23 protein-coding genes and 1 other annotated feature are annotated in these 24,454 nt (G+C 61.3%); of the genes, 19 read left to right on the top strand and 4 right to left on the bottom strand.

All coding sequences use genetic code 11. From position 1 onward, the window contains the following. Positions 1-6: 6 nt before the first annotated feature. Positions 7-903 (bottom strand): ATP phosphoribosyltransferase, encoded by an 897-nt coding sequence (gene hisG, locus KYK33_RS10745; protein WP_042043215.1) that lies wholly within the window; start codon positions 901-903, stop codon positions 7-9. Between the two features lie 24 nt (positions 904-927). Continuing rightward, positions 928-1,056: a sequence feature (His leader region), on the bottom strand. A gap of 184 nt (positions 1,057-1,240) precedes the next feature. Between hisG and KYK33_RS10740 the strand changes: the two genes are divergently transcribed. The 7 genes from KYK33_RS10740 (at position 1,241) to rnd (ending at position 8,865) form a co-directional block, all read left to right on the top strand. Then, entirely contained in the window at positions 1,241-1,498 is a 258-nt protein-coding gene (locus KYK33_RS10740; RefSeq protein WP_224430484.1) for a hypothetical protein, read from the top strand. A gap of 59 nt (positions 1,499-1,557) precedes the next feature. Next, positions 1,558-3,510 carry an ATP-dependent DNA helicase gene (locus tag KYK33_RS10735; protein ID WP_224430483.1) on the top strand — a complete coding sequence of 651 codons (1,953 nt, stop codon included), beginning with the start codon at positions 1,558-1,560 and terminating at the stop codon, positions 3,508-3,510. A 23-nt stretch (positions 3,511-3,533) separates the two neighbouring features. Further along, positions 3,534-4,235, top strand: a complete 702-nt coding sequence (gene tsaB, locus KYK33_RS10730; protein ID WP_224430482.1) for a tRNA (adenosine(37)-N6)-threonylcarbamoyltransferase complex dimerization subunit type 1 TsaB — start codon at positions 3,534-3,536, stop codon at positions 4,233-4,235. Positions 4,236-4,273: 38 nt separating this feature from the next. Then, positions 4,274-4,807 (top strand): Slp family lipoprotein, encoded by a 534-nt coding sequence (locus tag KYK33_RS10725; protein WP_042043219.1) that lies wholly within the window; start codon positions 4,274-4,276, stop codon positions 4,805-4,807. Between the two features lie 39 nt (positions 4,808-4,846). Beyond that, a complete protein-coding gene (locus KYK33_RS10720; RefSeq protein ID WP_396021337.1) occupies positions 4,847-5,686 on the top strand; it encodes an alpha/beta fold hydrolase in 840 nt (279 codons plus the stop codon). Positions 5,687-5,962: 276 nt separating this feature from the next. Further along, entirely contained in the window at positions 5,963-7,675 is a 1,713-nt protein-coding gene (fadD, locus tag KYK33_RS10715) for a long-chain-fatty-acid--CoA ligase FadD (RefSeq protein ID WP_224432995.1), read from the top strand. A gap of 77 nt (positions 7,676-7,752) precedes the next feature. Then, complete coding sequence (rnd, locus tag KYK33_RS10710; protein ID WP_224430481.1) at positions 7,753-8,865, top strand: ribonuclease D; 1,113 nt, start codon at positions 7,753-7,755, stop codon at positions 8,863-8,865. Between the two features lie 180 nt (positions 8,866-9,045). On the opposite strand, the gene KYK33_RS10705 is transcribed toward rnd, so the two are convergent. Then, the gene (locus tag KYK33_RS10705; RefSeq protein WP_224430480.1) at positions 9,046-9,414 is read right to left on the bottom strand and encodes a TraR/DksA C4-type zinc finger protein; all 369 of its coding nucleotides are present in this window, start codon (positions 9,412-9,414) and stop codon (positions 9,046-9,048) included. A gap of 161 nt (positions 9,415-9,575) precedes the next feature. Continuing rightward, a complete protein-coding gene (gene dusC, locus KYK33_RS10700; RefSeq protein ID WP_224430479.1) occupies positions 9,576-10,520 on the bottom strand; it encodes a tRNA dihydrouridine(16) synthase DusC in 945 nt (314 codons plus the stop codon). A 274-nt stretch (positions 10,521-10,794) separates the two neighbouring features. Between dusC and KYK33_RS10695 the strand changes: the two genes are divergently transcribed. The 9 genes from KYK33_RS10695 (at position 10,795) to KYK33_RS10655 (ending at position 19,815) form a co-directional block, all read left to right on the top strand. After that, positions 10,795-11,172: a DUF454 family protein gene (locus tag KYK33_RS10695; RefSeq protein ID WP_042043224.1), complete on the top strand. Its 378-nt coding sequence runs from the start codon at positions 10,795-10,797 to the stop codon at positions 11,170-11,172. A 153-nt stretch (positions 11,173-11,325) separates the two neighbouring features. Then, positions 11,326-11,871, top strand: coding sequence for an adenine phosphoribosyltransferase (gene apt, locus KYK33_RS10690; RefSeq protein WP_042043225.1), 546 nt, complete (start codon positions 11,326-11,328; stop codon positions 11,869-11,871). A gap of 270 nt (positions 11,872-12,141) precedes the next feature. Continuing rightward, positions 12,142-14,853, top strand: coding sequence for a DNA polymerase III subunit gamma/tau (gene dnaX, locus KYK33_RS10685; RefSeq protein ID WP_224430478.1), 2,712 nt, complete (start codon positions 12,142-12,144; stop codon positions 14,851-14,853). Positions 14,854-14,967: 114 nt separating this feature from the next. Further along, positions 14,968-15,297, top strand: a complete 330-nt coding sequence (locus KYK33_RS10680) for a YbaB/EbfC family nucleoid-associated protein (RefSeq protein WP_005898824.1) — start codon at positions 14,968-14,970, stop codon at positions 15,295-15,297. 99 nt (positions 15,298-15,396) lie between these two features. Beyond that, on the top strand, positions 15,397-16,620 hold the full coding sequence (locus tag KYK33_RS10675; protein WP_224430477.1) for a methyltransferase: 1,224 nt from the start codon (positions 15,397-15,399) through the stop codon (positions 16,618-16,620). Between the two features lie 334 nt (positions 16,621-16,954). Further along, complete coding sequence (locus tag KYK33_RS10670) at positions 16,955-18,406, top strand: chitinase (RefSeq protein ID WP_224430476.1); 1,452 nt, start codon at positions 16,955-16,957, stop codon at positions 18,404-18,406. 169 nt (positions 18,407-18,575) lie between these two features. Further along, the gene (locus KYK33_RS10665) at positions 18,576-18,941 is read left to right on the top strand and encodes a VOC family protein (RefSeq protein WP_224430475.1); all 366 of its coding nucleotides are present in this window, start codon (positions 18,576-18,578) and stop codon (positions 18,939-18,941) included. Between the two features lie 213 nt (positions 18,942-19,154). Further along, on the top strand, positions 19,155-19,553 hold the full coding sequence (locus KYK33_RS10660) for a GFA family protein (RefSeq protein WP_224430474.1): 399 nt from the start codon (positions 19,155-19,157) through the stop codon (positions 19,551-19,553). Positions 19,554-19,605: 52 nt separating this feature from the next. Continuing rightward, positions 19,606-19,815 carry a DUF4287 domain-containing protein gene (locus KYK33_RS10655; protein ID WP_042043234.1) on the top strand — a complete coding sequence of 70 codons (210 nt, stop codon included), beginning with the start codon at positions 19,606-19,608 and terminating at the stop codon, positions 19,813-19,815. 234 nt (positions 19,816-20,049) lie between these two features. On the opposite strand, the gene smrB is transcribed toward KYK33_RS10655, so the two are convergent. Continuing rightward, positions 20,050-20,574 carry an endonuclease SmrB gene (gene smrB / locus KYK33_RS10650; protein WP_224430473.1) on the bottom strand — a complete coding sequence of 175 codons (525 nt, stop codon included), beginning with the start codon at positions 20,572-20,574 and terminating at the stop codon, positions 20,050-20,052. A gap of 66 nt (positions 20,575-20,640) precedes the next feature. Between smrB and prmB the strand changes: the two genes are divergently transcribed. The 3 genes from prmB to KYK33_RS10635 all read left to right on the top strand — a co-directional run bounded on the left by prmB (position 20,641) and on the right by KYK33_RS10635 (position 24,443). Continuing rightward, positions 20,641-21,576, top strand: a complete 936-nt coding sequence (gene prmB / locus KYK33_RS10645; protein ID WP_042043271.1) for a 50S ribosomal protein L3 N(5)-glutamine methyltransferase — start codon at positions 20,641-20,643, stop codon at positions 21,574-21,576. Positions 21,577-21,585: 9 nt separating this feature from the next. Continuing rightward, positions 21,586-22,674 carry a chorismate synthase gene (aroC, locus tag KYK33_RS10640; protein ID WP_042043237.1) on the top strand — a complete coding sequence of 363 codons (1,089 nt, stop codon included), beginning with the start codon at positions 21,586-21,588 and terminating at the stop codon, positions 22,672-22,674. A gap of 380 nt (positions 22,675-23,054) precedes the next feature. Next, entirely contained in the window at positions 23,055-24,443 is a 1,389-nt protein-coding gene (locus KYK33_RS10635; protein WP_224430472.1) for a DEAD/DEAH box helicase, read from the top strand. The last annotated feature ends 11 nt before the right edge of the window (positions 24,444-24,454 follow it).

Here is a 24,454-nt window from a genome sequence, read left to right as displayed (position 1 = left end):
CCGCCCTTATTCCATCATCTTTTCGATGGGCAGCACCAGAATGGAGCTGGCGCCGAGGGCCTTGAGCTGCTCCATGGTCTCCCAGAACAGGGTTTCGCTGGAGACGACGTGCAGGGCGACCTGATTGGTGTCACCGGCCAGCTGCATGATGGTGGGGCGCTCGGCGCCGGGCAGCAGATCGGTGATGGCATTGAGCTTGTCTTTGGGGGCGTGCAGCATGATGTACTTGCTCTCGCGCGCCTGCTGCATGCCCTGGATGCGGGGCAACAGCTTGTCGATGATGGCTTGCTTGGCGGCGTTCAAGGGATTGGGGGCCTGCACCAGTGCTGCCTTGGAGCGGTAGATGACCTCCACCTCTTTCAGGCCATTGGCCTCGAGGGTGGCGCCGGTGGAGACGAGATCGCAGATGGCATCGGCGAGACCCGCGCGGGGGGCGACTTCCACCGAGCCCCCCAGCATGACGCTCTTGAACCCGAGACCTTGCTCGTCGAAGAAGCGCTTGAGCAGGCCGGGATAGGAGGTGGCGATACGCTTGCCAGCCAAGCTTTGGGGGCCTGTGTAGCTGGCATCTTCCGGCACGGCCAGGGAGAGACGGCAACCGCCGAAATCGAGCTGTTTGAGGGTCTTGACCTCGAAGGGCAGGCCCTGGGATTGGCGAATGAGCTGCACCTCTTCCAGCACGTTCTCACCTATGATGCCAAGGTCGACCACCCCCTCCATCACCAGACCCGGGATGTCATCATCACGCACCCGCAGAATGTCGATGGGCATGTTTTCGACGTGGGCGATGAGGCGCTGTTCACGCAGATTGATCTTGAGGCCGCAGCTCTTGAACAGGGCCTGGGAGTCCTGGCTCAGGCGACCGGATTTTTGCATGGCGATGCGCAGACGTTGTGTTTCCATTGCTCGATTTCCTTCTAGTCAAAAACGAAAAAACCCTCGGAAGTGTGTGCTTCCGAGGGTTTATGAATCTTGCGGTCCTTTTGGAAGTCACCTGTTAAGTGTCTTCCAGCAGCCAACCTCCTGAAAGACTATTCGGGATGATGATGGTGGTGATGAGTCTTCAGTGAGGTGAACTTCATGTAAACAATCCTTTACAAATAAGATGTCGTAACTGACGCCCGGTTTACATTACCGACCTTGACGAAAATTGCAACCCGGGATTGTAAATTTCAAGAAGAAAGTAAGGAAAGGTCGCCGCTGGTCGATAATAAGACAATGTCAGTACGGAGGATATCCCATGCCCAATCAGGATCTGCTCTTCCCCATCTTGCCGAGGGCCCCGGCCACCCCGGGCAGTGATGCCATTCGCCGTGAGGTGAACCCCATCGATCACAAGCACAGTGCCCACGAGATAGGCACCGAGCGGGATGGCGGCCAGGGCACCCCTCAGGAGCCGCCGCGTCCCAGGACGCCACCGCCAGTCAGTCAGGGCGATGCCGATGAGCCAGGGGGACACAAGCCGGATCCTGACCACAAGATCGACTTGTTCGTCTGAGCGTTTGGCTTGCCCCCGCTTTTGGCTATAATCGCCCCCTTTGCTTGCGGGAAACCTCCTTGACCATCCAGACCCTGTTCTCAGAAGGCGGCCCTCTTGCCCGTCATATCGACGGTTTCTTGGCCCGTGCCCCTCAGTTGGAGATGGCTGAGGCGGTGGCAAACACCATCAAGGACCACGACCGTCTGCTGGTCGAAGCGGGAACGGGCACCGGCAAGACCTACGCCTACCTGGTACCAGCCCTGGCATCGGGCAAGCGGGTGGTGATCAGCACCGGCTCCAAAAACCTGCAGGAGCAGCTCTTTTACCGGGACTTGCCCACCATCACGGGGGCGCTCGATTATCACCAGCCCGTGGCCCTGCTCAAGGGGCGCAGCAACTACCTCTGTGTCGAGCGCATGAACCGCTTGATGAGCGAATCCCATCTGCAAAAGCCGGAGGTGATGAGCGACCTGGTCAGGGTCAAATCCTGGTCGAGCACCACCAATACCGGCGATGTGGGGGACATTCCCGGCCTGCAGGAGAACGCCGAAATATTGCCCCAGATCACCAGCACCAATGACAACTGCCTCGGTCGGGATTGCCCCTATTACGACGATTGTCACCTGGTGATCGCCCGGCGCCGCGCCATGGATGCGCAAGTGGTGGTGATCAATCACCATCTCTTCTTCGCCGATATGGCGGTGAAAGACACGGGATTTGGCGAGTTGGTGCCGGAAGCTCAGGTCTATGTGTTCGACGAGGCGCACCAGCTCGGCGAGATAGCCACCAACTACTTTGGCAAGTCGGTATCGAGCCGCACCATCCAGGACCTGGCTCAGGATATCCAGCTTGCCTACCGGGCCGAGGCCCATGACATGGCCCAGCTTGGCAAGGCGGCGGATCGGCTCAGTATTGCCAGTCAGGATCTGCGCCTCGCCTTCGGGGTCGATGGCGGGCGGGGCAACAGCCGGGATCTGCTGCGCCAGCCCCAATGGGGCCAGGCCCTGGCCCGGCTCAATGATGCCATCGAGTTCTGCTATGAAGTGCTCAAACTCGCCTTGGGGCGCGGCGAGCAGCTCGATCACTGCTTCGAGCGACTCTGTGAGCTCAGGACGCGACTCGGGGAGGTGCTGGCCATCAACCAGACCGGTTACTCCTACTGGTACGAGTGTACCCGGCTCCATTTCTCCCTCAATCTGACCCCCTTGTCGGTGGCCGAGCGGTTTGGCGCCGAGGTGATGCGCCCCGAGGTGGCCTGGATTTTTACCTCGGCCACTTTGACGGTGGACATGGGATTCGATCACTTCAAGGCGGAGCTGGGACTGGCGGGCAGCCGTGAGCTTATGCTCGACAGCCCCTTCGATTACAGCGAGCAGGCGCGCTTGTGCGTGCCGCGCCAGCTACCCGAGCCCAATGCCTTTGGTCGGGGCGAGATGCTGGCACTGCGGCTCATCCCCCTCATCAACAAGACGCCGGGGGGCTGCTTCTTCCTCTGCACCAGCCATCAGGTGATGCGTCAGGTGGCCGAGGTGCTGCGCCGGGAGATAGGACGCACCGTCTTGCTGCAAGGGGAAGACAACAAACAGCGACTGCTGTCGACCTTTGTCGAGAATGGTCGCGCCGTGCTGGTGGCGACCAGCAGCTTCTGGGAGGGGATAGACGTCAGGGGGGCGGCACTCTCCTGTGTTATCATCGACAAGCTGCCGTTTGCGAGCCCCGACGATCCCCTTCTCAAGGCGCGGGTCGACGACTGCAAGCTCAAGGGGGGGGATCCCTTCGCCGATATCCAGCTACCCAAGGCCGTGATCGCCCTCAAGCAGGGGGTGGGGCGGCTGATACGTGATCGCCGTGATCATGGCGTCCTGGTCATCTGTGATCCCCGCATGGTCAACAAGCCCTATGGCGCCACCTTTATCAAGAGCCTGCCAGCCATACCGCGCACCCGGGATCTGGATTGCCTTGGCGAATTCTTTAGCGGTTTGGCCGAGGCGGCGCGCCCGGACTCGACCCAGACCGATCTGTTTCAATGATGCCTTTTAGAGAAGAGTTGCGAATGAACGAGTTGAAGATCCTGGCCCTCGATACCGCCACCGAAGCCTGCTCCGCCGCCTTGCAGGTCGGAGAGTCCATCTATGCGCGCTGGGAAGAGGCGCCGCGCGATCACACCAAGAAGATATTGCCCATGGTACAGGCCTTGCTCGATGAGGCCGGGATCACCCTGAGCGAGCTCGACGCCATTGCCTTTGGCCGTGGTCCAGGCTCTTTCACCGGGGTGCGGATCGGGGTAGGGGTGGCTCAAGGCCTGGCGTTTGGGGCCGGGGTGCCGCTGATTGGCATCTCGACCCTGGCGGCCATGGCCCAGGGGGCCCACCGCCTGGAGGGTGCCGAGCGGGTAGTCAGCGCCATCGATGCCCGCATGGGGGAGATCTATATCGGCCGCTATCTGTTGCAAGATGGTCTCATGGTCTTGGACGGCGAAGAGCGGGTCACGGCCCCCGAGGCCGTGGTGCAAGAAGAGACCCTTTCCGGTCTCTGGTTTAGCACGGGTACAGGATGCGAGACCTATGCTGATCTCCTGAACGGTCTGGCCGATGACCTGAGACCCTGCCCGGCGGCTCGTCTGCCGGCTGCCCAGGACATGTTGCCACTGGCCAAGGCCGCCTGGCTGGCTGGCAGTGCGGTGGCCCCGGAGCAGGCGACCCCCGTATATCTGAGAGACAAGGTCACCTGGAAGAAGCTGCCCGGACGGGAGTGAGCCGGTTTTGCAGTCGAACCAGAGCAAAGGAGAGGGATATGAACACATGCCATCTGTTTACAAAGAGCCTGCTGCTGGGCCTGGCCGGTCTGCTGCTGGCCGGGTGCAGTTCAGTGCCCAAGGAGCTGGCCTATGAGCCGCAGGCGGACTTGGTTGCCTATCAACCTGCCCTGACGGGCCAGGAGGGCAAGCCGGCCCGCTGGAGTGGAGTCATTGCCGCTGTCCATAACGAGCAGACACGCAGCCTCATCGAGGTGGTCTATCTGCCCCTCAAGAGCAATGGCGTGCCCGAGCAGACGGAGCAGAGCCCTGGTCGCTTCCTGGCGGTGATGCAGGGTTTTGTTGATCCGACCCTCTATGCCAAGGGGCGCAGCCTGACGGTGCTTGGCACCCTGGACAAGCCGGTGGAGAGCAAGATTGGCGATCACAAGTATGAGTTTTCGGTGATCAGGGTAACCGGCAGCAAGCTGTGGCCCCCCATCAAAGAGGTGGAGGTTCGTTACATGGATCCCTACTTCAATGACCCCTTCTACGATCCCTTCTGGCCGCGCCGGTCGATGCGCCACTGGTGATACCGCGCCATGGATGAGAGAGCCGCGCTGGGAAATCTGATGAGAGAGGGGCAGTTGCGGCTGGCCGATGGGCGCCTGATCGCCTATCTGGAGTCCGGCCAGCCGGGACAGCCTCTGCTGCTGGCACTGCATGGCTGGCTCGACAATGCCGCCAGTTTTTTGCCTCTTGCCCCCCATCTGGCTGGTTTTCATCTCATCTGCGTCGATCTGCCGGGCCATGGTCAGTCGGATCACAAGTCTTCTCCCTATGTCTTTATCGACTGGCTCGACGATCTGCACCAGATCATCGATGCGGGAGGCTGGCAACAGATCACCCTGCTCGGTCACTCCCTGGGGGCCTTGATCGCCTCGGCCTATGCCGGGGTCTTCCCGGAGCGGGTCGCGCGGCTGATCATGCTGGAGGGGCTGGGGCCCCTTAGCCAGTCCGATGACGCCGTTCCCGAGCAGATCCGACGTGCCATTCTCAACCGCTCTCGTACTCGGGAGCGAGCCAGTCAGGGTTTTACCAGCCTGGAGGAGGCGGTGGCGGCCCGTTGCAAGGTGGCCGATATCTCCCCCGAGGCGGCGCGGCTCATCTGTGCCCGGCAACTCGTTGCGCGAGCTGCCAGGCTGCATTGGCGCAGCGATCCCAGATTGCGGGATCTCTCGCCGCTGCGCATGAGTGAGGGGCAGGCGAGGGCGCTGATGGCGGCGATTGCCTGCCCTGTATTGTTCATTCAGGGTGAGCAAGGCTTTGCCCAGCTGACGGCGCAATGGCAAGCCCGCCAGGGATGCTTCGCTGACATTCAGCGGCGCTGGGTGGCGGGAAATCACCACTTTCATATGGATAATCCCGTGCAAACCGCTGTTGCTATCGAAAAATTCTGTCAAATTCGCTAGAATCCCCCGCTTTCAATCTTTCAGGTTTGCCTCGTCCCTCACATTTCACGCTTGTTAAGTGGCTGTTAATTTCTATTGTCGTATGTAAAGATGTCCGGCATTAGAGCTCGAGCTCAAAACAAATGATTAAAAATGAACGTGGACAGGGATGGAGGCAACACAGTGAGCGCACAGGTGCGAGTTATGCATGAGCATAAAGATGAGCATGAGAACATCATGCCGCAGCAGTCCGACTTGACCACAGGGTCAGTCGATATGGATGAGCATGAGCAAGCCATGTTGCAGCCGCAGGGCGAGCCGACCGTCACACCGGCCGAGAAAATCTGGCTAACACGCTACCCGGACGGCGTGCCTGCCGAGATCAATCCTGATATCTACGGCTCTCTGGTCGAGATGTTCGAAGCCTCGGTGAGCGAGTTTGCCGACCAGCCCGCCTTCGTCAACATGGGCCAGACCATCACCTATCGCCGGCTCGAGGAGCAGTCCCGCGCCTTCGCCGCCTACCTGCAAAACGAATTGAAGCTGGAGAAGGGTGACAGGGTCGCGGTCATGATGCCGAACCTGTTGCAGTACCCTATTGCGGTGTTTGGCATACTGCGTGCCGGCATGATAGTGGTCAACGTCAACCCCCTCTATACCCCGCGCGAGCTGGAACACCAGCTCAAGGATTCGGGTGCCAAGGCCATCGTCATCGTCTCCAACTTCGCCCATACCCTGGAGAAGGTGGTCTACGACACCCCCATCAAGCATGTGATCTTGACCCGGATGGGGGACAACCTGGGGCTGGCCAAGGGGACCCTGGTCAACTTCGTGGTGAAATACGTCAAGAAGCTGGTGCCGAAATACAATCTGCCCCACGCCAGCACCATGCGCCATGCCCTGGCCAAGGGCCGCTTCCTGCAGTACATCAAGCCCGAGATCCATGGGGAGGAGATCGCCTTCCTGCAGTACACGGGAGGGACGACCGGCCTCTCCAAGGGGGCCATGCTGACCCACCGCAACATGATTGCCAACGTCGAACAGTGCCTCGGGGTCTATGGCCCCGTGCTGCAGCGGGGCAAGGAGTTCGTGGTCACGGCTCTGCCGCTCTATCACGTCTTCGCGCTCACGGTGAACTGCCTGCTGTTCATGCGCCTCGGGGGTTACAACCTGCTGATCAGCAACCCGCGCGATATCCCGGGGTTCGTCAAAGAGATCAAGAAGTACCCCTTCACCTGCATCACCGGGGTCAACACCCTGTTCAATGCCCTGGTCAACAATGACGAGTTCCAGAGCATGGATTTCAGCAAGCTGACCCTGACCATCGGCGGCGGCATGGCGGTGCAGCGGGCGGTGGCCGAGCAGTGGAAGACCATGACGGAGACGCCGCTGCTGGAGGGGTACGGCCTGACCGAATGCTCCCCGCTGGTGAGCGTCTGTCCCTACGACTTGACCGATTACAACGGCTCCATCGGCCTGCCGGTCTGCTCCACCGATATTCGTCTGGTGAATGATGCAGGTGAACCCATTCATACCCTGAATACACCCGGGGAGATGCAGGTCCGTGGTCCCCAGGTGATGACTGGCTACTGGCAGCGTCCCGAGGCCACCGCCGAGGTGATGCAAGATGGCTGGCTCTGCACCGGGGACATTGCCGTGTGCGACGAGCAGGGTTTCTTCAAGATCGTCGATCGCAAGAAGGACATGATCCTGGTGTCGGGCTTCAACGTCTATCCCAACGAGATTGAAGACGTGGTGGCGCTCCATCCCAAGGTGCTGGAAGTGGCGGCGGTCGGGGTGCCTCACAAGGTGTCCGGCGAGCTGGTGAAGGTATTTGTGGTCAGAAAGGATCCAGGCTTGACCGAAGAGGAAGTTATTGCCCATTGCCGTCAACATCTTACTGCCTATAAGGTGCCTAAGCTGGTAGAATTTCGCGACGAACTGCCCAAGACCAATGTGGGCAAGATCCTGCGCCGCGTGCTGCGCGACGAGGAGATCGCCAAGCAGTAACCTATCCAGGGCGATGCGAAACCGTGGGTCACGCCACGGTTTTTTCTTTTGGGCCAACCGACAAGATGCAGGCAAAGATGCAATATCAACTCATTTCACAGCAAGCCGAGCTGGAAGCCTACCTCGCCACTCTGGCCCAGGTGCCACTGGCCATCGATACCGAATTCGTGCGCACTCGCACCTATTATCCCCAACTTGGTCTCTTTCAAATCTTTGATGGCCATCAGCTGGCCCTGCTCGATCCCCTGACCCTGGATCTCGCGCCCCTGTGGGAGCGTCTGGGCCAGGATGGCCAGATCTCCATCCTCCATGCCGCCGGGGAAGATCTCGAACTCATTCAGCACCAGGCCGGTCATCTGCCCAACCGCGTCCATGACACCCAGCTTGCCACCGCTTTCCTGGGCTATGGGGTCTCCGTTGGATTTGGCGCCATGGCCAAGGATTTTCTCGGGGTGGAACTGGTCAAGGATCAGGCCCGTACCGACTGGCTGGCCCGTCCCCTGACCGATCGTCAGCTCGAGTACGCGGCGGCGGATGTGCTCTATCTGATGCCGCTCTACGACACCGTCATGGCCAAGCTGCACGAGAGCGGCAAGTTTGCCTGGTTCGAGGAGGAGTGTCAGAACCACTGCGCCCGCCGGAGCCAGGGGAGCGATCCCTATCAGGCCTATCTCGAGATCATCAACGGCTGGCAGCTGGGTCGGCGCGAGCTGGCCATCTTGCGCGAGCTGGCCGCCTGGCGGCAAAAAGAAGCGGTGCGCCGGGACTTGGCCCTCAATTTCGTGGTCAAGGAGTTGCACCTGTTCAAGGTCGCCGAGCGCCGTCCGACCTCACTGCGCGAGCTCAACGAGCTGGATCTCTCTCCCATCGAGATCAAGATCCACGGCAAGCGGCTGCTCGACATCGTCGCATCGGCTCAGCAGAGCGACCCTGAAGGGTGGCCCGAACCCATCCGTCGTCTGGTGGATTACCCCCAGTACAAGGCGGAGCTCAAGCGCATCAAGGCGCTGGTGGAAGAGAAGGCCAAGGCCAGCAATATTCCCCCTGAGCTGGTGGCCAGCAAGAAGACCATTCACCAGTACTTTACCTGGAGCTGGCGGATGAGCGCAGAGGAGCGGGCACGCGGGCCCAAGCCCATGTTGCTGCAAGGCTGGCGTCATGAGCTGGTCGGTCACCTGCTGGCCCAGTGATGGGCGGGATGGTCGAGTCTGCTCGCGCCCTTTGCCGGGTTTGTCGCGATCGGCATGAATAGAAAACGGGCCCCTGTCTTGGCAGGGGCCCGTTTTGTTTGACGCTGGTGGGGTGTGTCGTTCGAACACTTTGGTCGATACGACAGGCGGGGTTGGGACCCGCAGCGGGCAGTGATGCCCCTACAACTCGTGGCCGTGAAAGCCCTTGCGATAGCGCAGTTCGCAGCGCGGACAACGTTGTTGGGTGGGATCTTGCTCCAGCTTGGTCAGGTTTAGCGGCTCCTCGCAATCGGAGCAGAGGCCAAACAGTCCCAACTCTATCTGGCAGAGGGTCGCGTCGATCCGCTTGAGCGCCGTCACGTTTTGTTCTACTTGCGGCAGATCCAGCCGACTCGTCAGATCCACCAGCTGATCCCGTTCACAATGGCTGGCCCGTTCGGCCCAGTCTCCCTGGCGACTTGCCTTGAGCTGACCTATCAGCTCCTCTCGAATTCGTGCCCAGTCGGCAAGCAGGCGATCTCGCCAGCCCGCCAGCTGAGCTTGCGTCATTTCACACACGGATGCCCCCAACAGACGGTTATAGAGTCAGGGCAGTATAGGGAGTCGATAGGAGAGTCAAGATGACATGCGTCAAGTAAATGACGGGTTCTGGCCCCTATTCCCGCCTGTGGGGGCAGGCAGGAGAGGGGAATGACCTCCAGGGGGAGGGCTCAGGGGTGGCGGTCGCTCTCTTGCAGCAGACGAGCGCGGATCTCCTCTGCACTCTTGAGTACCCGGATATCGGTGAACAGCACGTCGGCCTGGGGATATTCGCGTTTGAGGTAGGAGAACCACTGCTTGATGCGGCTCGGGTAGTAGTCCGCCTTCTCGCCGGCGAGATCCTGCTCCGTGTAGCTCACCATGAGCCGCAGTGCCTCGGCCCAGCTCATGTGGGCGCAGCCTGTCTTCATGACGTTGGCCAGATTTGGCAGGGAGATGGCGCCGCGTCCGACCATCAGGCTGTCACAGCCGGAGACCCGGGCGCAGGTGAGGGCATCCTGCCTGTCCCAGATCTCGCCGTTGGCGGTCACCGGAATGGGCAGGGCGCGGCGGATGGCATCCACGTACTCCCAGTGGGCGGGGGGACGATAGCCTTCGCGCTTGGTGCGGGCGTGGACCGCCAGCTCATTGGCCCCAGCCTGGTAGACCGCCTGGGCATTCTCGAGATAGAGCGCCTTGTCATCGTAACCGAGTCTTATCTTGGCGCTGACCGGCAGATGGGCGGGCACCGCCTCACGCACCGCCTTGACGATGCGGTAGACGGCTTCCGGCTCCTTGAGCAGCACGGCGCCGCCCTTGCTCTTGTTGACCGTGGGCGCGGGGCAGCCGAAGTTGAGATCCACCCCGGGGGAGCCGAGGCTGACGGCACGCAGTGCGTTTTCGGCCAACCATTCGGGGTGCTGACCCAGCAGCTGTACCCGAACCGGCGTGCCAGCGCGGGTCTTGCCCCCCTGCTTGAGCTCGGGAGCGAGCCGATGGAACACCTTGGCCGGCAGCAGCTGATCGACCACGCGCACAAATTCGCTGACGCAGAGGTCATAGTCGTTGACCGAGGTGAGCACCTCCCGCATCAGGTGATCGAGCACCCCCTGCATGGGGGCCAAAATTACGCGCATAACCGGTTTTCCGAAGGCAAGGGCTGAAAAGGACGCCAGATTGTAGTGGGAACGCCTGCGGCTGTCAGCTTCGACATGGTCGCAGGCACCTCGCTGGCGCACAAAAGCAGCAGCCAGGGGCGCGAGTCAGCGGATGGCTCTGGTGAAGGGGGCTTGCCAGGGCGCCGCTTGTCAGCAGAGGGCCACCTCGCGCGGGATGGCCTATCTGTCTGGGGGGCGGGTCTGCTAGGATGGACCCTCGAGTCAAGATCCCATGGTAGCGAGGCGAGCGCGCATGAAATCCTGGTTGTTGTTTTGCCTGGGGTGGCTCAGTTTTGTCACTGGCCTGCTTGGTCTGGTATTGCCCCTGTTGCCCTGCACCCCCTTTATGCTGCTGGCGGCGGCCCTGTTTGCCCGCTCGTCCCCGCGTTTTCACCACTGGCTGCTCTATCATCCCTGGTTTGGCCCGCCCATCCGGGACTGGCAGGAACACAGAGGGATCCGCCGGGATGCGAGGCGGCGCGCCATTATCTTCATCCTGATAAGCTTCGCCATCTCCCTGGCCCTCACCCCCATGATGTGGGTGCGTGGATTATTGCTCGCCATCCTGGCGATACTGCTTGGCTGGTTAATGCGCCTGCCCGTGCTGGAGCCAGTTGCAATGGAGAAGTGAAGTGCCTAAGCTACTGCGGCAATCATGCTATGGAGTTGGCCTGTCGTTTTTGCACTTTGGGTGTCTCACCTTGAACTGCACGATGGGCCTTTTTGTTTTCCCGAGGGCCAGGTCTCACGTACCGGACCCGGGTCAAAAATAAGCGGTCAAATAATGAATCCGGATATTCTGAAATTTATCGAAGCTAGCATCAAGACCATCCCCGACTATCCGAAGCCGGGCATCCTGTTTCGCGATATCACCAGCCTGATAGAGAACGCTGAGGCCTTCAAGGCCACCATCGATCTGTTGGCTGAACATTACCGCGATCAGGGGATCACCAAGATTGTCGGCACCGAGGCCCGCGGCTTCATCTTCGGTGCACCGGTCGCCTTCGCCATGGGCCTGGGGTTTGTCCCTGTTCGCAAACCGGGCAAGTTGCCCCGCGCCGTGATCGAGGAGTCCTACTCGCTGGAGTACGGTACCGATACCTTGCAACTGCATACCGATGCCATCGTGCCCGGTGACAAGGTGCTGGTCGTGGACGATCTGCTGGCCACCGGCGGCACCGTCGATGCCACCGTCAAACTGATCCGCCGTGCCGGTGGTGAAGTCGCCGATGCGGCCTTCATCATCTCGCTGCCCTCCCTGGGGGGCGATGCCCGCCTGACGGCGGCCGGTATCAAGGTCGTCTCGCTGGTCGAACTGGCTGGCGAATAAGCGGCGTTAACCGCTTGCATGAAACAGGGAGCCGCGCCGAGTCGGGCTCCCTGTTTTTATGAGGGGTTGTGGGATAACCCCGATCGCCAGGCGCCATGGGCGCGGGCAGGTTGAACCCTGCAAGATAGCCTGCTCCCTCGTCTATCGGGTTGAATTTCAGTCAGTTATCCCAGGCTTTGCCGCAACTTGGGCCATCGCCGTGACAGCACCCCCGCCATTTGTGTTAGCATTCTGCCTCAATGCCTTGTCTTCCCCGCATCCAAAGGTTCTATGAGCTATCAGGTTCTGGCGCGTAAATGGCGCCCCCATACATTCGAGCAAGTGGTGGGCCAGCAACATGTGCTGACCGCCCTGACCAATGCCCTGGATCAGGGCCGCCTGCACCATGCCTATCTGCTCAGCGGTACCCGTGGCGTCGGCAAGACCACCATCGCCCGCATCCTGGCCAAGAGTCTCAACTGCGAACAAGGGATCAGCAGCACCCCTTGCGGGGTCTGCGGCACCTGCAAAGAGATCGATCAGGGCAACTTCGTCGATCTGCTGGAGATAGATGCGGCGTCGCGCACCAAGGTGGAAGACACCCGCGAGCTGCTCGACAACGTGCAATATCGTCCGGCCCGCGGCCGCTTCAAGGTCTACCTCATCGATGAGGTACACATGTTGTCGCGTCACAGTTTCAACGCCCTGCTCAAAACCCTGGAAGAGCCGCCCCCCTATGTGAAGTTCCTGCTGGCCACCACGGATCCGCAGAAGCTGCCGATCACCATCCTCTCCCGCTGCTTGCAGTTCCACTTGAAGAGTCTGGATCAGAGCCAGATCGCCAAGCAGCTGGAGTGGGTATTGGGGGAGGAGGGGCAGCCGTTCGAGCCCCGCGCCTTGCTGGCATTGGCCAAGGCGGCCGATGGCAGCATGCGCGATGCCCTGAGCCTGACCGATCAGGCGCTGGCCCATGGCAACGGCAGCGTGGGGCTCGCGAGCGTGCTGACCATGCTGGGTACCCTCGACCATCATCATCTGCACCAGCTGCTGGAGGCCATCCTGCGTCAGGATGCCCCGGCCACCATGGCCAAGATCACCGAGATCGCCACCCTGGGGCCCGATTTCGACCAGCTCCACGCCGAGCTGGAAGCCCTGCTTCATCGCGTTGCCATGGCCCAGCTGCTGCCAGCCAGCGTGCAGGAGCAGGGGGCGGATGCCGATGCCTTGCTGCAACTGGCCGGGGCCATGAGCCCGGAAGAGGTACAGCTCTGCTACCAGATCGTGCTGGGGGGGCGCAAGGACTTGCCATGGGCCCCGGATGGTCGCACCGCCCTCGAGATGACCTGCCTGCGGATGCTCGCCTTCTCGCCGCGCAGAGCCCAGCTCCACCCGGCGAGCCTGGCCCCCTTGCCAAGCCAGGCGGGGCAGGGGGCCGCTCCTCTGGGGTTGGGAAAGTCCCAGGGGGTGACCGCTTCGCCGACGCTAGCCCCCCAGGGCACTGAATCAACATCGCCCCCCTTGGCTGACCAGGCAGAGGCTGCCGCCGAGTCTGTGGCGGATCTCCGCCAGGCTGGCATCACCGCCGAGAACGACACAGCGCAGCAGGCTGACCTGAGCCCCTCTTCGGCGGCACTGGTCAAGCAGGATGGCGATGATGAATCGTTTGAGCCCGCCCTCTCTCCGCTCTTTGCCGAGCAGGAGGCGTTGCTGCAGGCGGCGGATCAGATGGGCTATCAGCCATCTCCTGCCCCTGTGGCAGAGGATCCGGCCCCGGATCCCGGTTTGGATGAGATCAGCGCCTCGGGGGCGATGGCCAGCCCGGACATCCCTGTTCCGGCCCATGGGGAGCCTGCGATGCCTCATCCCGCGGCCACTCAGGACGCGGAGCCTGTGTCCATGGCGCAACCCATACCGCAACCCATGGCACCGCCCCCGGAGGCAGCGACGGGCAGTGATGGCAGTGGTGGCATCCTGAGCCTGCTCGGCACGCGCAACATGCTGCGCAGCCGCTTGCGCGCCTCTGATACCGATGCTGCGCCGCGCACCGCTAGAGCACCGAGTGCTCCCAAGGCCGGGGCGGGGCAGACGGCTGCCCCGGTTAGCCCACCTGCGGCGCAGCAGGCCGGGCCTGGCTCCGCCCAGACGGCCATGGTGGCGCCTGCTTCTTCTGTTCCGGACGATTGGTCCTACGACGAGTTGCCGAGCCATGACGACGAAGAGGACAATCAGCAGGATTATCAGGAGTACCTGGCCCAGGGGGAACAGGGGGTTGTTACACCTCCGCGCCAGGCCGAGCGCGGCAGGGCACCAGCCCCGGCGCTGAGCCAACGGACACCTGAGGAGGCAGCGCCCCCCTGGGATCCCCAAGGACCCTCGACCGGTATCCAGCAGCCCATCATCCGTGACGCGGCGGCGGCTTCCCCCCCTGCCGCAGGGCAGCCCGCTCGCCCCGCCGCAGCGCAAACCGTGCTTGAGCCAAGCCGGGCGGTACCGGCACAGATGGAGGCTACGGCCCCGGTGCTGGAGACCATCGACTGGGACTCCATTGATAGCGATCAAGCGCAAGAGGAGCCGGGGGATGAACCCAGTAAGCTGCTCCCTGCCAGCCTGCTCGACAATTGTGGCGATCCCTGGGGCGAGCTGATTGCGCGCACTCGGATGGGGGGCCGTCTGCGGCAGCTCGCCATCAATGGGGTGATGGTGCAAGAGGGATCCCGGGTGCTGTTGACCCTCAAGCCCGAGCAGCGCCACCTGGTCAGCGATCGTGCCCTGATGGAGCTTGCCGCCATCATAGGGCCAGCACTCGGTGGCGAGGTGCAGGTTGAGGTGACTCTTGGGACAGTGCCCGATCGTGAGACGCCCCTTGAGATAGAGCAGCGTCTCTATCTTGGGGTGCGCGAGCAGGTGAAACGGGATCTTGAGCAGGATCCCAACATACAGTTTTTACGTCAGCGGTTTGGTGCGGAGCTCCATATGGACAGTATTGAGCCCCTCAATCGCTGAATCTGGTGCGGGGAGCCCGGCTCCCCGCTTGAAATGCCGCTCGGCCGTCCCCATCTAGGACAGACGAGCCTAACGCCCGGCCAGGTCGCCGGATTTCAACGCGAGAGACGACATATGTTTGGTAAAGGTGGAATGGGTAACCTGATGAAACAGGCCCAACAGATGCAAGAGCGCATGCAGAAGATGCAAGAGCAGCTGGCCCTGCTGGAAGTGACAGGGGAAGCGGGCGCTGGCATGGTCAAGGTCACCATGACCGGCAGCCACAGCGTGCGTCGCATCGAGATCGACCCTTCCTTGATGGAAGATGACAAGGAGCTGCTCGAAGATCTGGTCGCGGCCGCCTGCAACGACGCCGTGCGCCGGGTCGAAGAGCAGAACAAGAGCAAGATGGGCGAGATCACCGGTGGCATGCAGTTGCCCCCAGGTATGAAGTTGCCGTTCTAAGCGAACCACTAAGCGAGTAAGAAGAGGGGCCCTGGGCCCCTCTTTCGTTGTGAACGCGCCCCTATGATGGCGGGTGCAATTTCTGGCAAGGCCGTTACAATGGCGCCCTCTTTTCGCCTCCCGACTCCCGAGACTCCTGTGCTGGCCCAACGCTTCGAACGCCTCGATCACCTGCTGACAGCTTCCCGTGCCTGGTGGCAATATCAGCCCTATCATCACCTGACCCTGGCGTTTGCCGGGCAGGCACCCGATCTGGCCGCCTTGCTCAATGGTTTGAGTCTCGAGGAGATCAATGGGCTCGATGGTGACATGGGGGCACTGGCCACGCTGCTGGCACCCTGGATCCCGGGGGGGGCCGAGTTGCACCGCTTGAGCGAGCTGGTGAGATTCGAACCCGAGCCCATCGATTGCGGCAAAGGGATGGCGCTGCACATGCCGGGGCGAAAACAGGCCCAGATAGAGGCCTTTACCGGTTGTCTGCCACCCCATCAGGGGCCCTATCTGGAGTGGTGCGCCGGCAAGGGACACCTTGGGCGGCTGGTTTCTGTCCATCGCAGTGCCGAGATAACCAGCCTGGAGCTGCAGGGGCCGCTGTGTGAGGCGGGACGCATCCTGGCGCTGCGCGATGGGGCCCGGATGCACTTCATCGAGGCCGATGCCTTCGCCGCCGAGTCGGCCGCGCTGATCGCCCCCGAACACCATGCCATGGCGCTGCACGCCTGTGGCGAGCTGCACACTCATCTGCTCGAAGGGGTGGTTGAGCGCGGTGCCAGCGGCGTCTCCCTCTCCCCTTGCTGTTATCACCTGATCCGGGGCAACGATTATCGTCCCCTCTCCCGGGCCGCCAAACAGAGTGCCCTCCAACTGACCAAGGCCGACCTGCGCCTGCCCCTGCAAGAGACGGTCACCAGTGGCGCCCGCATCGCCCGACTGCGCGAGCTGGAAGTGGTGTGGCGGCTGGGTTTTGACTGCCTGCAACGCCAGGTGCGGGGGGTGGATGAGTATCTGCCGGTGCCCAATATCCAAAAGAGCCTGCTGAGCGACAGCTTCGAGGCCTTCTGCCGCTGGGCCGCCGAGCGCAAGGGCATAGTGCTGCCCGAGGCCATCCATTACGATGATCTCCTCGGTCAGGGGGAGGCACGCTATGGGGATGTTGCCCGCATGGAGCTGGTTCGCCACCTGTTCCGCCGCCCGCTCGAGATCTGGCTTGCCCTGGATCGCGCCCTCTTCCTGCAAGAGCAGGGCTACAGGGTGGAAGTGGGGGAGTTCTGCGCCAAACCCATGACGCCGCGCAACATCTTGATCCGCGCGGTACGTGCTTGATCGTAGATATCGTAGCGGGTAGTGCCTGAGCTGACTGCCACCCCCCAACTCTCCTGGTATTTCATCCTGAAACAGGGGCAATTTTTTGATCGCCCCCATCACAGTGATCCGCAGCTGCAACGCTCTGGTGATCAAAACAATGGTCTGCTGTCAGAAGGGATGAGGGAGGGGACACAAGGGCGCTCGCACGGTGGGAGTGGCCGATCCCATGGGGCATAGCACAGAGTGAAATGGCTCACATATTGGTAACATTTCTTAATTTTCTCTGTAAATTTAGTTATCAGGCAGCCTATGCTCGGGATGAAATTTCACCCAGAGACAAGGATTGTTGCCCATGTTGAAGCTCACATATTGCGCGGGGCTCGTCGCCGCGGCCTGTGCCTTGCCAGGCCATGCCGCCATGAATATCCAGCCGGATCCTGACAACGCGGGGGGTTATGTGATCGCTGCCGCCGACGTGGCGGCGGTGGCGCAGGCCAAGACGGCCAATCCCATGTATGCGCTCTGGTCCAAGGCGTTGGCCACCCGCTCCAACACTGTGGTGGATGCGATTTTCCCACGAGATGCGAGCAACCCCGATAACGTCAAACGGGTTGAACGTGTCTTCCCCGAGTCCGAATGGGACTTTCTGACCCAGATGGCGGCACCGGAATATACCTATCTGCGCTTCCTGCGGGCGGTTGGCAAGTTCCCGGCTTTTTGCGGTGAATACACGGATGGTCGCAACGCTGATGCCATCTGCAAGAAATCCATCGTCACCGCCTTCGCCCACTTCTCCCAGGAGACGGGGGGCCATATCGCCAAGGAGAACATCTCCGACAACCCGCAGGCGCTGGAGGAGTGGCAACAGGCCCTGGTCCATGTCCGTGAAATGGGTTGGTCCGAGGGACAACTCGGCTACACCACGGGTTGTGGCCAGAATGACTGGCAGAACAAGAAGTGGCCCTGCGCCACCGGCCAGGGCTATTTCGGCCGCGGCGCAAAACAACTCTCCTATCACTTCAACTACGGCGCCTTCTCCGAGGTGATGTTTGATGGCGATGCCTCGGTGTTGCTCAACAACCCCGGCCTGGTGGCCGACTCCTGGTTGAACCTGGCGTCCGCCATCTGGTTCTTCCTGACTCCGCAAGCCCCCAAACCGGCCATGCTGCACGTGATCGACAGAACCTGGGTACCCTCCCAGCGCGAGGTTGCCGCCGGCATCGGCTATGGCTTTGGCACCACCATCAACGTCATCAATGGCGGTATAGAGTGCGGCGAGCAGAACAAGACGAAAGGTCAGCCAGTCAACCGCATCCGTTACTGGGAAGGGCTGGCGGCCCATTACCAGATCCCGGTCGCGAGCGATGAGAAGAATACCTGCTGGCAGCAGACCCCCTACGGCAGCCTGAACCTCAATGGCGCCACCGATGTGCTCTATACCAACTGGGACGGTAACTGGAAATATTACGCGGACAGGCCGGGTGGCTACTCGTTCGAGTGCGAGCTGGTCGGTTTCCAGACCGCTTATTCGGCACTGGTGCCGGGGGATTACCAAAAATGCGTGACCAACTTCTATGGATCCCATGCCGGTTGGCCCAAGGTGCGTATCGTGAGTGAGCTGGCCCCCGCGCCGACAGACCCCAGCACGCCACCGGTTGGCGGTGTGCCCGCCTGGGGGGCAAGCAAGGTCTATGTTGCCGGAGACAAGGTGAGCTATCAGGGCGCCACCTATCAGGCGAAGTGGTGGACCCAGGGTGATGAGCCAAACAAAGGCGGACCCTGGGCGCTGCTTCCCACCAGTTAAGGGCAGCGTTAGCTCCACAGATTGAGTCCTAAGAGGGAGGCATTAGCCTCCCTCGATTGATTGTTGGCGAGGTTGTCACAAGGGTACTGACTCTGGTGCAGAGGCGTTATGTTGATAAATAAGACACATAGTGATGACGGCGCGGGATATATCAAGGAGGGAGCCAAACATGAATATCGCCATGCATTTTGAAATACCGGTGACGGATATGGCGCGAGCCATCGGCTTCTACTCCCGAGTATTTGGCATCGCATTCGAGCGAGCAGATATAGATGGCAACGAGATGGCGCTATTTCCGCTGTGTGAGGGCATGGCGGGTTGCTCCGGCGCCCTGGCCAAGGGGGAGAGCTATGTGCCCAGTCTCGACGGCACCCGCATCTATCTGAGCGTGGCTGATATCGAACAGACCATGACCAGGGTGCTGCAGTGCGAGGGGAAGATACTCTATCCCATCACCCAGGTGAGTGATGGCATCAGGGTGGCCGAATGCCAGGATTGCGAAGGAAACCGCATCGCCTTGCAACAGTCGCGATAACCTTTATTCACCGGGTGCATGCATGGATGGAATTCATTCGCCGTGTTTATAGTCACCGGGGTGGGTGGGCTCTTTGCCGGAAAAGAGTGGCGTGCCGAGGATGGCGATGCGCAACATGGTCAGTTGCCGAGTTCGGGATTTGCATGATACTCATCTGACCGTAAATGGCGGCGGCACCCTGTCGGCGCCCACGCTGAATATGAGGAGGATGATATGCAAGGCAGCTGTCTGTGTGGCGGGATCGTCGTGTCGAGCGAGCAACATAAAGAGGTCAGCCTGTGCCACTGCGCCATGTGTCGGCGCTGGTCAGGGGGACCCATGTTCGCGGTACATGGCGGCACTGGCGTCATATTCAAGGGGTTGACTCCCGTCGCTTACCGCTCCTCCGAGTGGGCGGAGCGCGGCTTCTGCCCGACCTGTGGCACCCATCTTTTCTATCACCTGTTGCCAACGGATGAGTACATTCTCCCCGCTGGCCTGTTCCAGGAGGAAGAGTTCGAGCTTGCCAGCCAGATCTTCATCGACGAGAAGCCGGACTTCTACACACTGAAGAACGAGACGCCAACCCTGACCGGGCAAGAGGTGTTCGAGCAGTTTGCCCCGAAACCCTGAGTCCACCATCGGCCCTGCCTGCCCGGACTGGCAGGCCATCAAGGAGCATGACATGGCTGAACAGCAGAAGGTAAAGGGGCCTGCCTCCTATTTCCCGGCCATCGAGCAGAAGTATGGCCAACCGGTCGCGCACTGGCTGGCCCTGTTGGCAGGTCAGGAGCACAAGAAACACATGGCGCTGGTGGCCTGGCTCAAGGCAGAGCACGGCATGGGCCATGGCCATGCCAACGCCCTGGTGGCCCACTATCTGGCACAGGGGTAGAGCGCCCCTGTCTCTGTTAGGCGCCGTTGCCCGGGTTGGGCGGGGGTCCCCGTCTCATCACTATCCTGCGCCCCCCGACGTCATCAGGCATCGGGGGCGTTTTTTATCCAAAGCCGCAGGCCGCAACTGGACGTCTGTTGTTCAACGAGGGCAGAGCAGGGGAACAGGCCGGGGTTGGGATGGGCAAGCGCCCCGAGCCGTCGAGTGGCTTGCAAAGGGCGGCGGGCTTTTGGGTTACTCTTCGATGTCCAGCAGCACCAGGATGGCGCTATCGCCCCCCCATTCGCGGGGAGCCTGATGGAAGGCGCGCACATTGGGGTGCTGGGCCAGCCAGTTCGGGATCCGCTGTTTGAGAATGTGTTTGCCGATGCCGTGCATGACGGAGGCGACATGAATATTCTCTTTTTGGCAGAGACTGAGCAGGGCGGCGAGCTCCTGCTTGGCCTGATTCTGATTCATGCCATGCAGGTCCAGGTAGATCTCCGGCGGATAGAGGCCGCGCTTGAGCTTTTTCAGCTCAAATTTTGACACATCTTCACGCACATATCGGGTCGGCCCCTCTTCGTCCAGATGGGGCTGATATTCATCGCTGAAAAAGTGGCCAATCCCAAGCATTTCGCGGCTCTCACGCATTTCGCGTTTCTGCTTGACCGGGCGCAACTCGGCCCTTAAGGTATCTTGCTTGATTTTCCGGGTACCTTTTATCGCATCGCGGAACAGCTGGCTTTCATCGCTTGTCAGTGAAGGCGTTTTTTTCATCAGGTACTCGTCTTGCTCGCTATATAAGAATGCTCGGGCCGGATATTACTCGACTTGGAGGTGGATTTGGACAAGATATTTATCGACGAGGTGGTTGCCGAAATGCACACCATCCAGGACATGTTGCGCTGGGCCATGAGTCGTTTCAACGACGCCGGTATCTTTTACGGCCACGGCACGGACAACGCCTGGGATGAGGCCGTGCAGCTGGTACTGCCTGCGTTGCATCTGCCGCCGGATGTGGACTCGGGCATGCGCCACTCCCGTCTGACCCCGACCGAGCGCCATCGTATTGCCGAGCTCATCATCCGCCGGGTGCAGGAGCGGGTCCCTGCGGCCTACCTGACCAACAAGGCCTGGTATGCGGGTTGGGAGTTTTACGTGGACGAGCGGGTGCTGATCCCGCGCTCCCCCATCTCCGAGCTGGTGGCCAATCGCTTTGAGCCCTTCTTGAAAGAAGAGCCGACCCGGATCATGGACTTGTGCACCGGCTCGGGTTGCATCGCCATCATCATGGCCCACGAGTTCCCCCATGCAGAAGTGGACGCCATCGACATCAGCGTTGACGCCCTCAACGTGGCCGAGCGCAATATCGCCGATCATGGCCTCGAGCAGCAGGTCATTCCGATCCGCTCCGACCTGTTCCGGGACTTGCCGGCCGGTGACAAGTACGATCTCATCGTCTCCAACCCGCCTTATGTGGACTCCGAAGACATGTCGGACTTGCCTGACGAGTTCCGTCATGAGCCCGAACTGGCGCTGGCCTCCGGCTCCGATGGCCTCAAGCTGACCAAGCGTCTGCTGGCCCATGCCGCCGATTTCCTCAAAGACAATGGCGTGCTGGTGGTCGAGGTAGGCAACAGCATGATCCACCTGGAGACCCAGTTCCCCGAAGTGCCCTTTACCTGGGTCGAGTTCGAGAATGGCGGCCATGGCGTCTTCGTGATGACCAAGGCTGAACTTGAGCAATATCAGCCTCATTTCGCGATTTACAAGAACTAAGGAGCACAGATGGCAGGGAACAGTTTTGGCCAACTCTTTCGGGTCTCCACCTTCGGTGAGAGCCATGGTCCGGCGCTGGGCGCCGTGGTTGATGGCTGCCCGCCCGGGCTTGAGATAAGCGAAGCGGATCTGCAAGTCGATCTGGACAGGCGCAAGCCTGGCACCTCCCGCTACACCACTCAGCGCCGCGAAGCGGACGAGGTGAAGATCCTCGCCGGGGTGTTCGAGGGCAAGACCACGGGGACCTCCATTGGACTGCTGATCGAGAACACCGATCAGCGCTCCAAGGATTACTCGGATATCCAGGACCTGTTCCGCCCGGGTCATGCCGACTACACCTATCACCAGAAGTTCGGCCAGCGCGACTACCGTGGCGGCGGCCGCTCTTCGGCCCGGGAGACCGCGATGCGGGTCGCGGCGGGGGCCATTGCCAAGAAGTATCTCAAGCAGATCCATGGCATCGAGATCGTCGGCTTTCTCTCCCAGCTTGGCCCCATCAAGGCCGAGGCCTTCGATCGGGAACAGATAGAGCAGAACCCCTTCTTCTTCCCCGATGCGGGCAAGCTTGAGGCCCTCGATGAGTACATGCGAGCCCTGAAAAAAGAGGGCAACAGCATAGGTGCCAAGGTGCAGGTGATGGCGATCAATGTGCCGGTGGGCCTCGGCGAGCCGGTGTTCGACCGGCTCGACGCCGACATCGCCCATGCCATGATGGGCATCAATGCGGTGAAAGGTGTGGAGATCGGTGACGGTTTCGCGGTGGTGGAGCAAAAAGGCTCCGAGCATCGTGACGAGATGACCCCGGCCGGCTTTGCCAGCAACCATGCTGGTGGCATCCTCGGCGGTATCTCGTCCGGTCAGGATATTGTGGTGAGCATGGCGCTCAAACCTACCTCCAGCATCACTGTGCCGGGCAAGACCATCAATACCCGGGGTGAAGCGACCGAGATGATCACCAAGGGTCGCCACGATCCCTGTGTCGGCATCCGCGCCGTGCCCATCGCCGAGGCCATGCTGGCCCTGGTGTTGATGGATCACCTGCTGCGCCACCGTGCCCAGAATGCCGGTGTCCATACCGCGACCCCGCAACTGCGCTGACGGTGGTTACCCCATGATCTGAAACAGGCAGCCTTGGCTGCCTGTTTTGTTGGGGGTTGGCTCAGGTTGGCCGGGATGCCGCTGATGTGCATCCCCCAGGCGCGTGCCACGGGCTACGTTGCGCTCTGGGCAGAGATAAGGAGGGCAGGGCAGTCGATGCTATTTGCCTCGTTTTTTAATCATGTTGCGATAGTTGTCACATTTCTCTCGTCTCGGGACGCCAACTCCGCTAGACTGCGGCCTCTATTCTTTCCCCTTTGCTCTGCTCCCCGGGGAAAATCGTTGTTTTCTCAATAGGCCCAGTTCTTGTGAGATGGCATCGGCTCGGCAGAGGAGCCCCACCACAAATCCCCGGCGCCCCAAATCCCTAGCAGGTAACTATGAGTTTTACTTCCCTCGGTCTGGCCGAGCCTTTGCTCCGTGCCGTCGCCGAACAAGGCTACGACACTCCGTCCCCCATTCAGCTGCAAGCGATCCCGGCCGTACTGGCTGGCCGTGACCTGATGGCGGCGGCCCAAACCGGGACCGGCAAGACCGCAGGCTTTACCCTGCCGATGCTGCAACGTCTGACCGAGAGCAAGCGCAAAGTGTCGCCGAACCGGATCCGCGCCCTGGTGCTGACCCCGACTCGCGAGCTGGCCGCCCAGGTGGGCGAGAGCGTGCGCAACTACGGCAAACACCTGCCGATCCGCAGTCACGTGGTATTCGGTGGCGTCAGCATCAACCCGCAGATGATGGCGACTCGCCGTGGTCTGGACGTGCTGGTGGCCTGCCCGGGTCGCCTGATGGATCTCTACAACCAGGGCGCCGTGAAGTTCGACGAAGTCGAGATCCTGGTGCTGGACGAAGCGGATCGCATGCTCGACATGGGCTTCATCCGCGACATCCGCAAGATCCTGGCCCTGATGCCCAAGCAGCGTCAGAACCTGCTGTTCTCCGCGACCTTCGCCGAAGAGATCCGCGAGCTGGCCACCGGCCTGCTCAACAACCCGGCCGTGATCGAAGTGGCCCCGCGCAACAGCACCGCCGAGCGCATCGAGCAGCTGGTTCACCCCTGCGACAAGGCCAACAAGATTGGTCTGCTGAGCCACCTGGTGACCAGCAACGATTGGCAGCAGGTACTGGTGTTCACCCGTACCAAGCACATGGCCAACCGTGTCGCCGAGACCCTGGACAAGAACGGCGTCAGCGCCGCCGCCATCCACGGTAACAAGAGCCAGGGCGCCCGTACCCGCGCGCTGGCTGGTTTCAAGGATGGCAACGTCAAGGTGCTGGTCGCCACCGACATCGCCGCCCGTGGTCTGGACATCGACAAGTTGCCGCAAGTGGTCAACTTCGAGCTGCCCAACGTCGCGGAAGACTATGTGCACCGTATCGGCCGTACTGGCCGTGCCGGTGCCACCGGTCACGCCATCTCCCTGGTTGCCGCCGATGAAGGCAAGCTGATCAAGGCCATCGAGCGCCTGACCAAGCAGAACATTCCCTGCGAGCAGGTTGCCGGTTTCGAAGCGTCCCGCGAGACCCTCGACAACATCGCCCGTGGCATCGGTGCGCCCCTGCGCAAAGAGCCGCGGGATCCGAGCGAAGAGCGCCGTGCGCCGCGCCCGCAGCAGCGCCAAGGCGCTGGCCGTTCCGGCAATGGCGGTGGCCGCTCCGGCGGTGCCAGCAATGGTGGTCAGCGTTCCGGTAACGGTGCTCGCCCCGAAGGCGCAGGTGCTGGCAAGCCAGCCCAGGCTCGTCGCCCCCGTCGCTCCAGCCATAACCAGTAAGCAGGCGAGGG

Source organism: Aeromonas rivuli, from assembly GCF_020149575.1.
Lineage (GTDB): Bacteria > Pseudomonadota > Gammaproteobacteria > Enterobacterales > Aeromonadaceae > Aeromonas > Aeromonas rivuli.
This window is presented reverse-complemented; position numbering and strand designations above follow the sequence as displayed.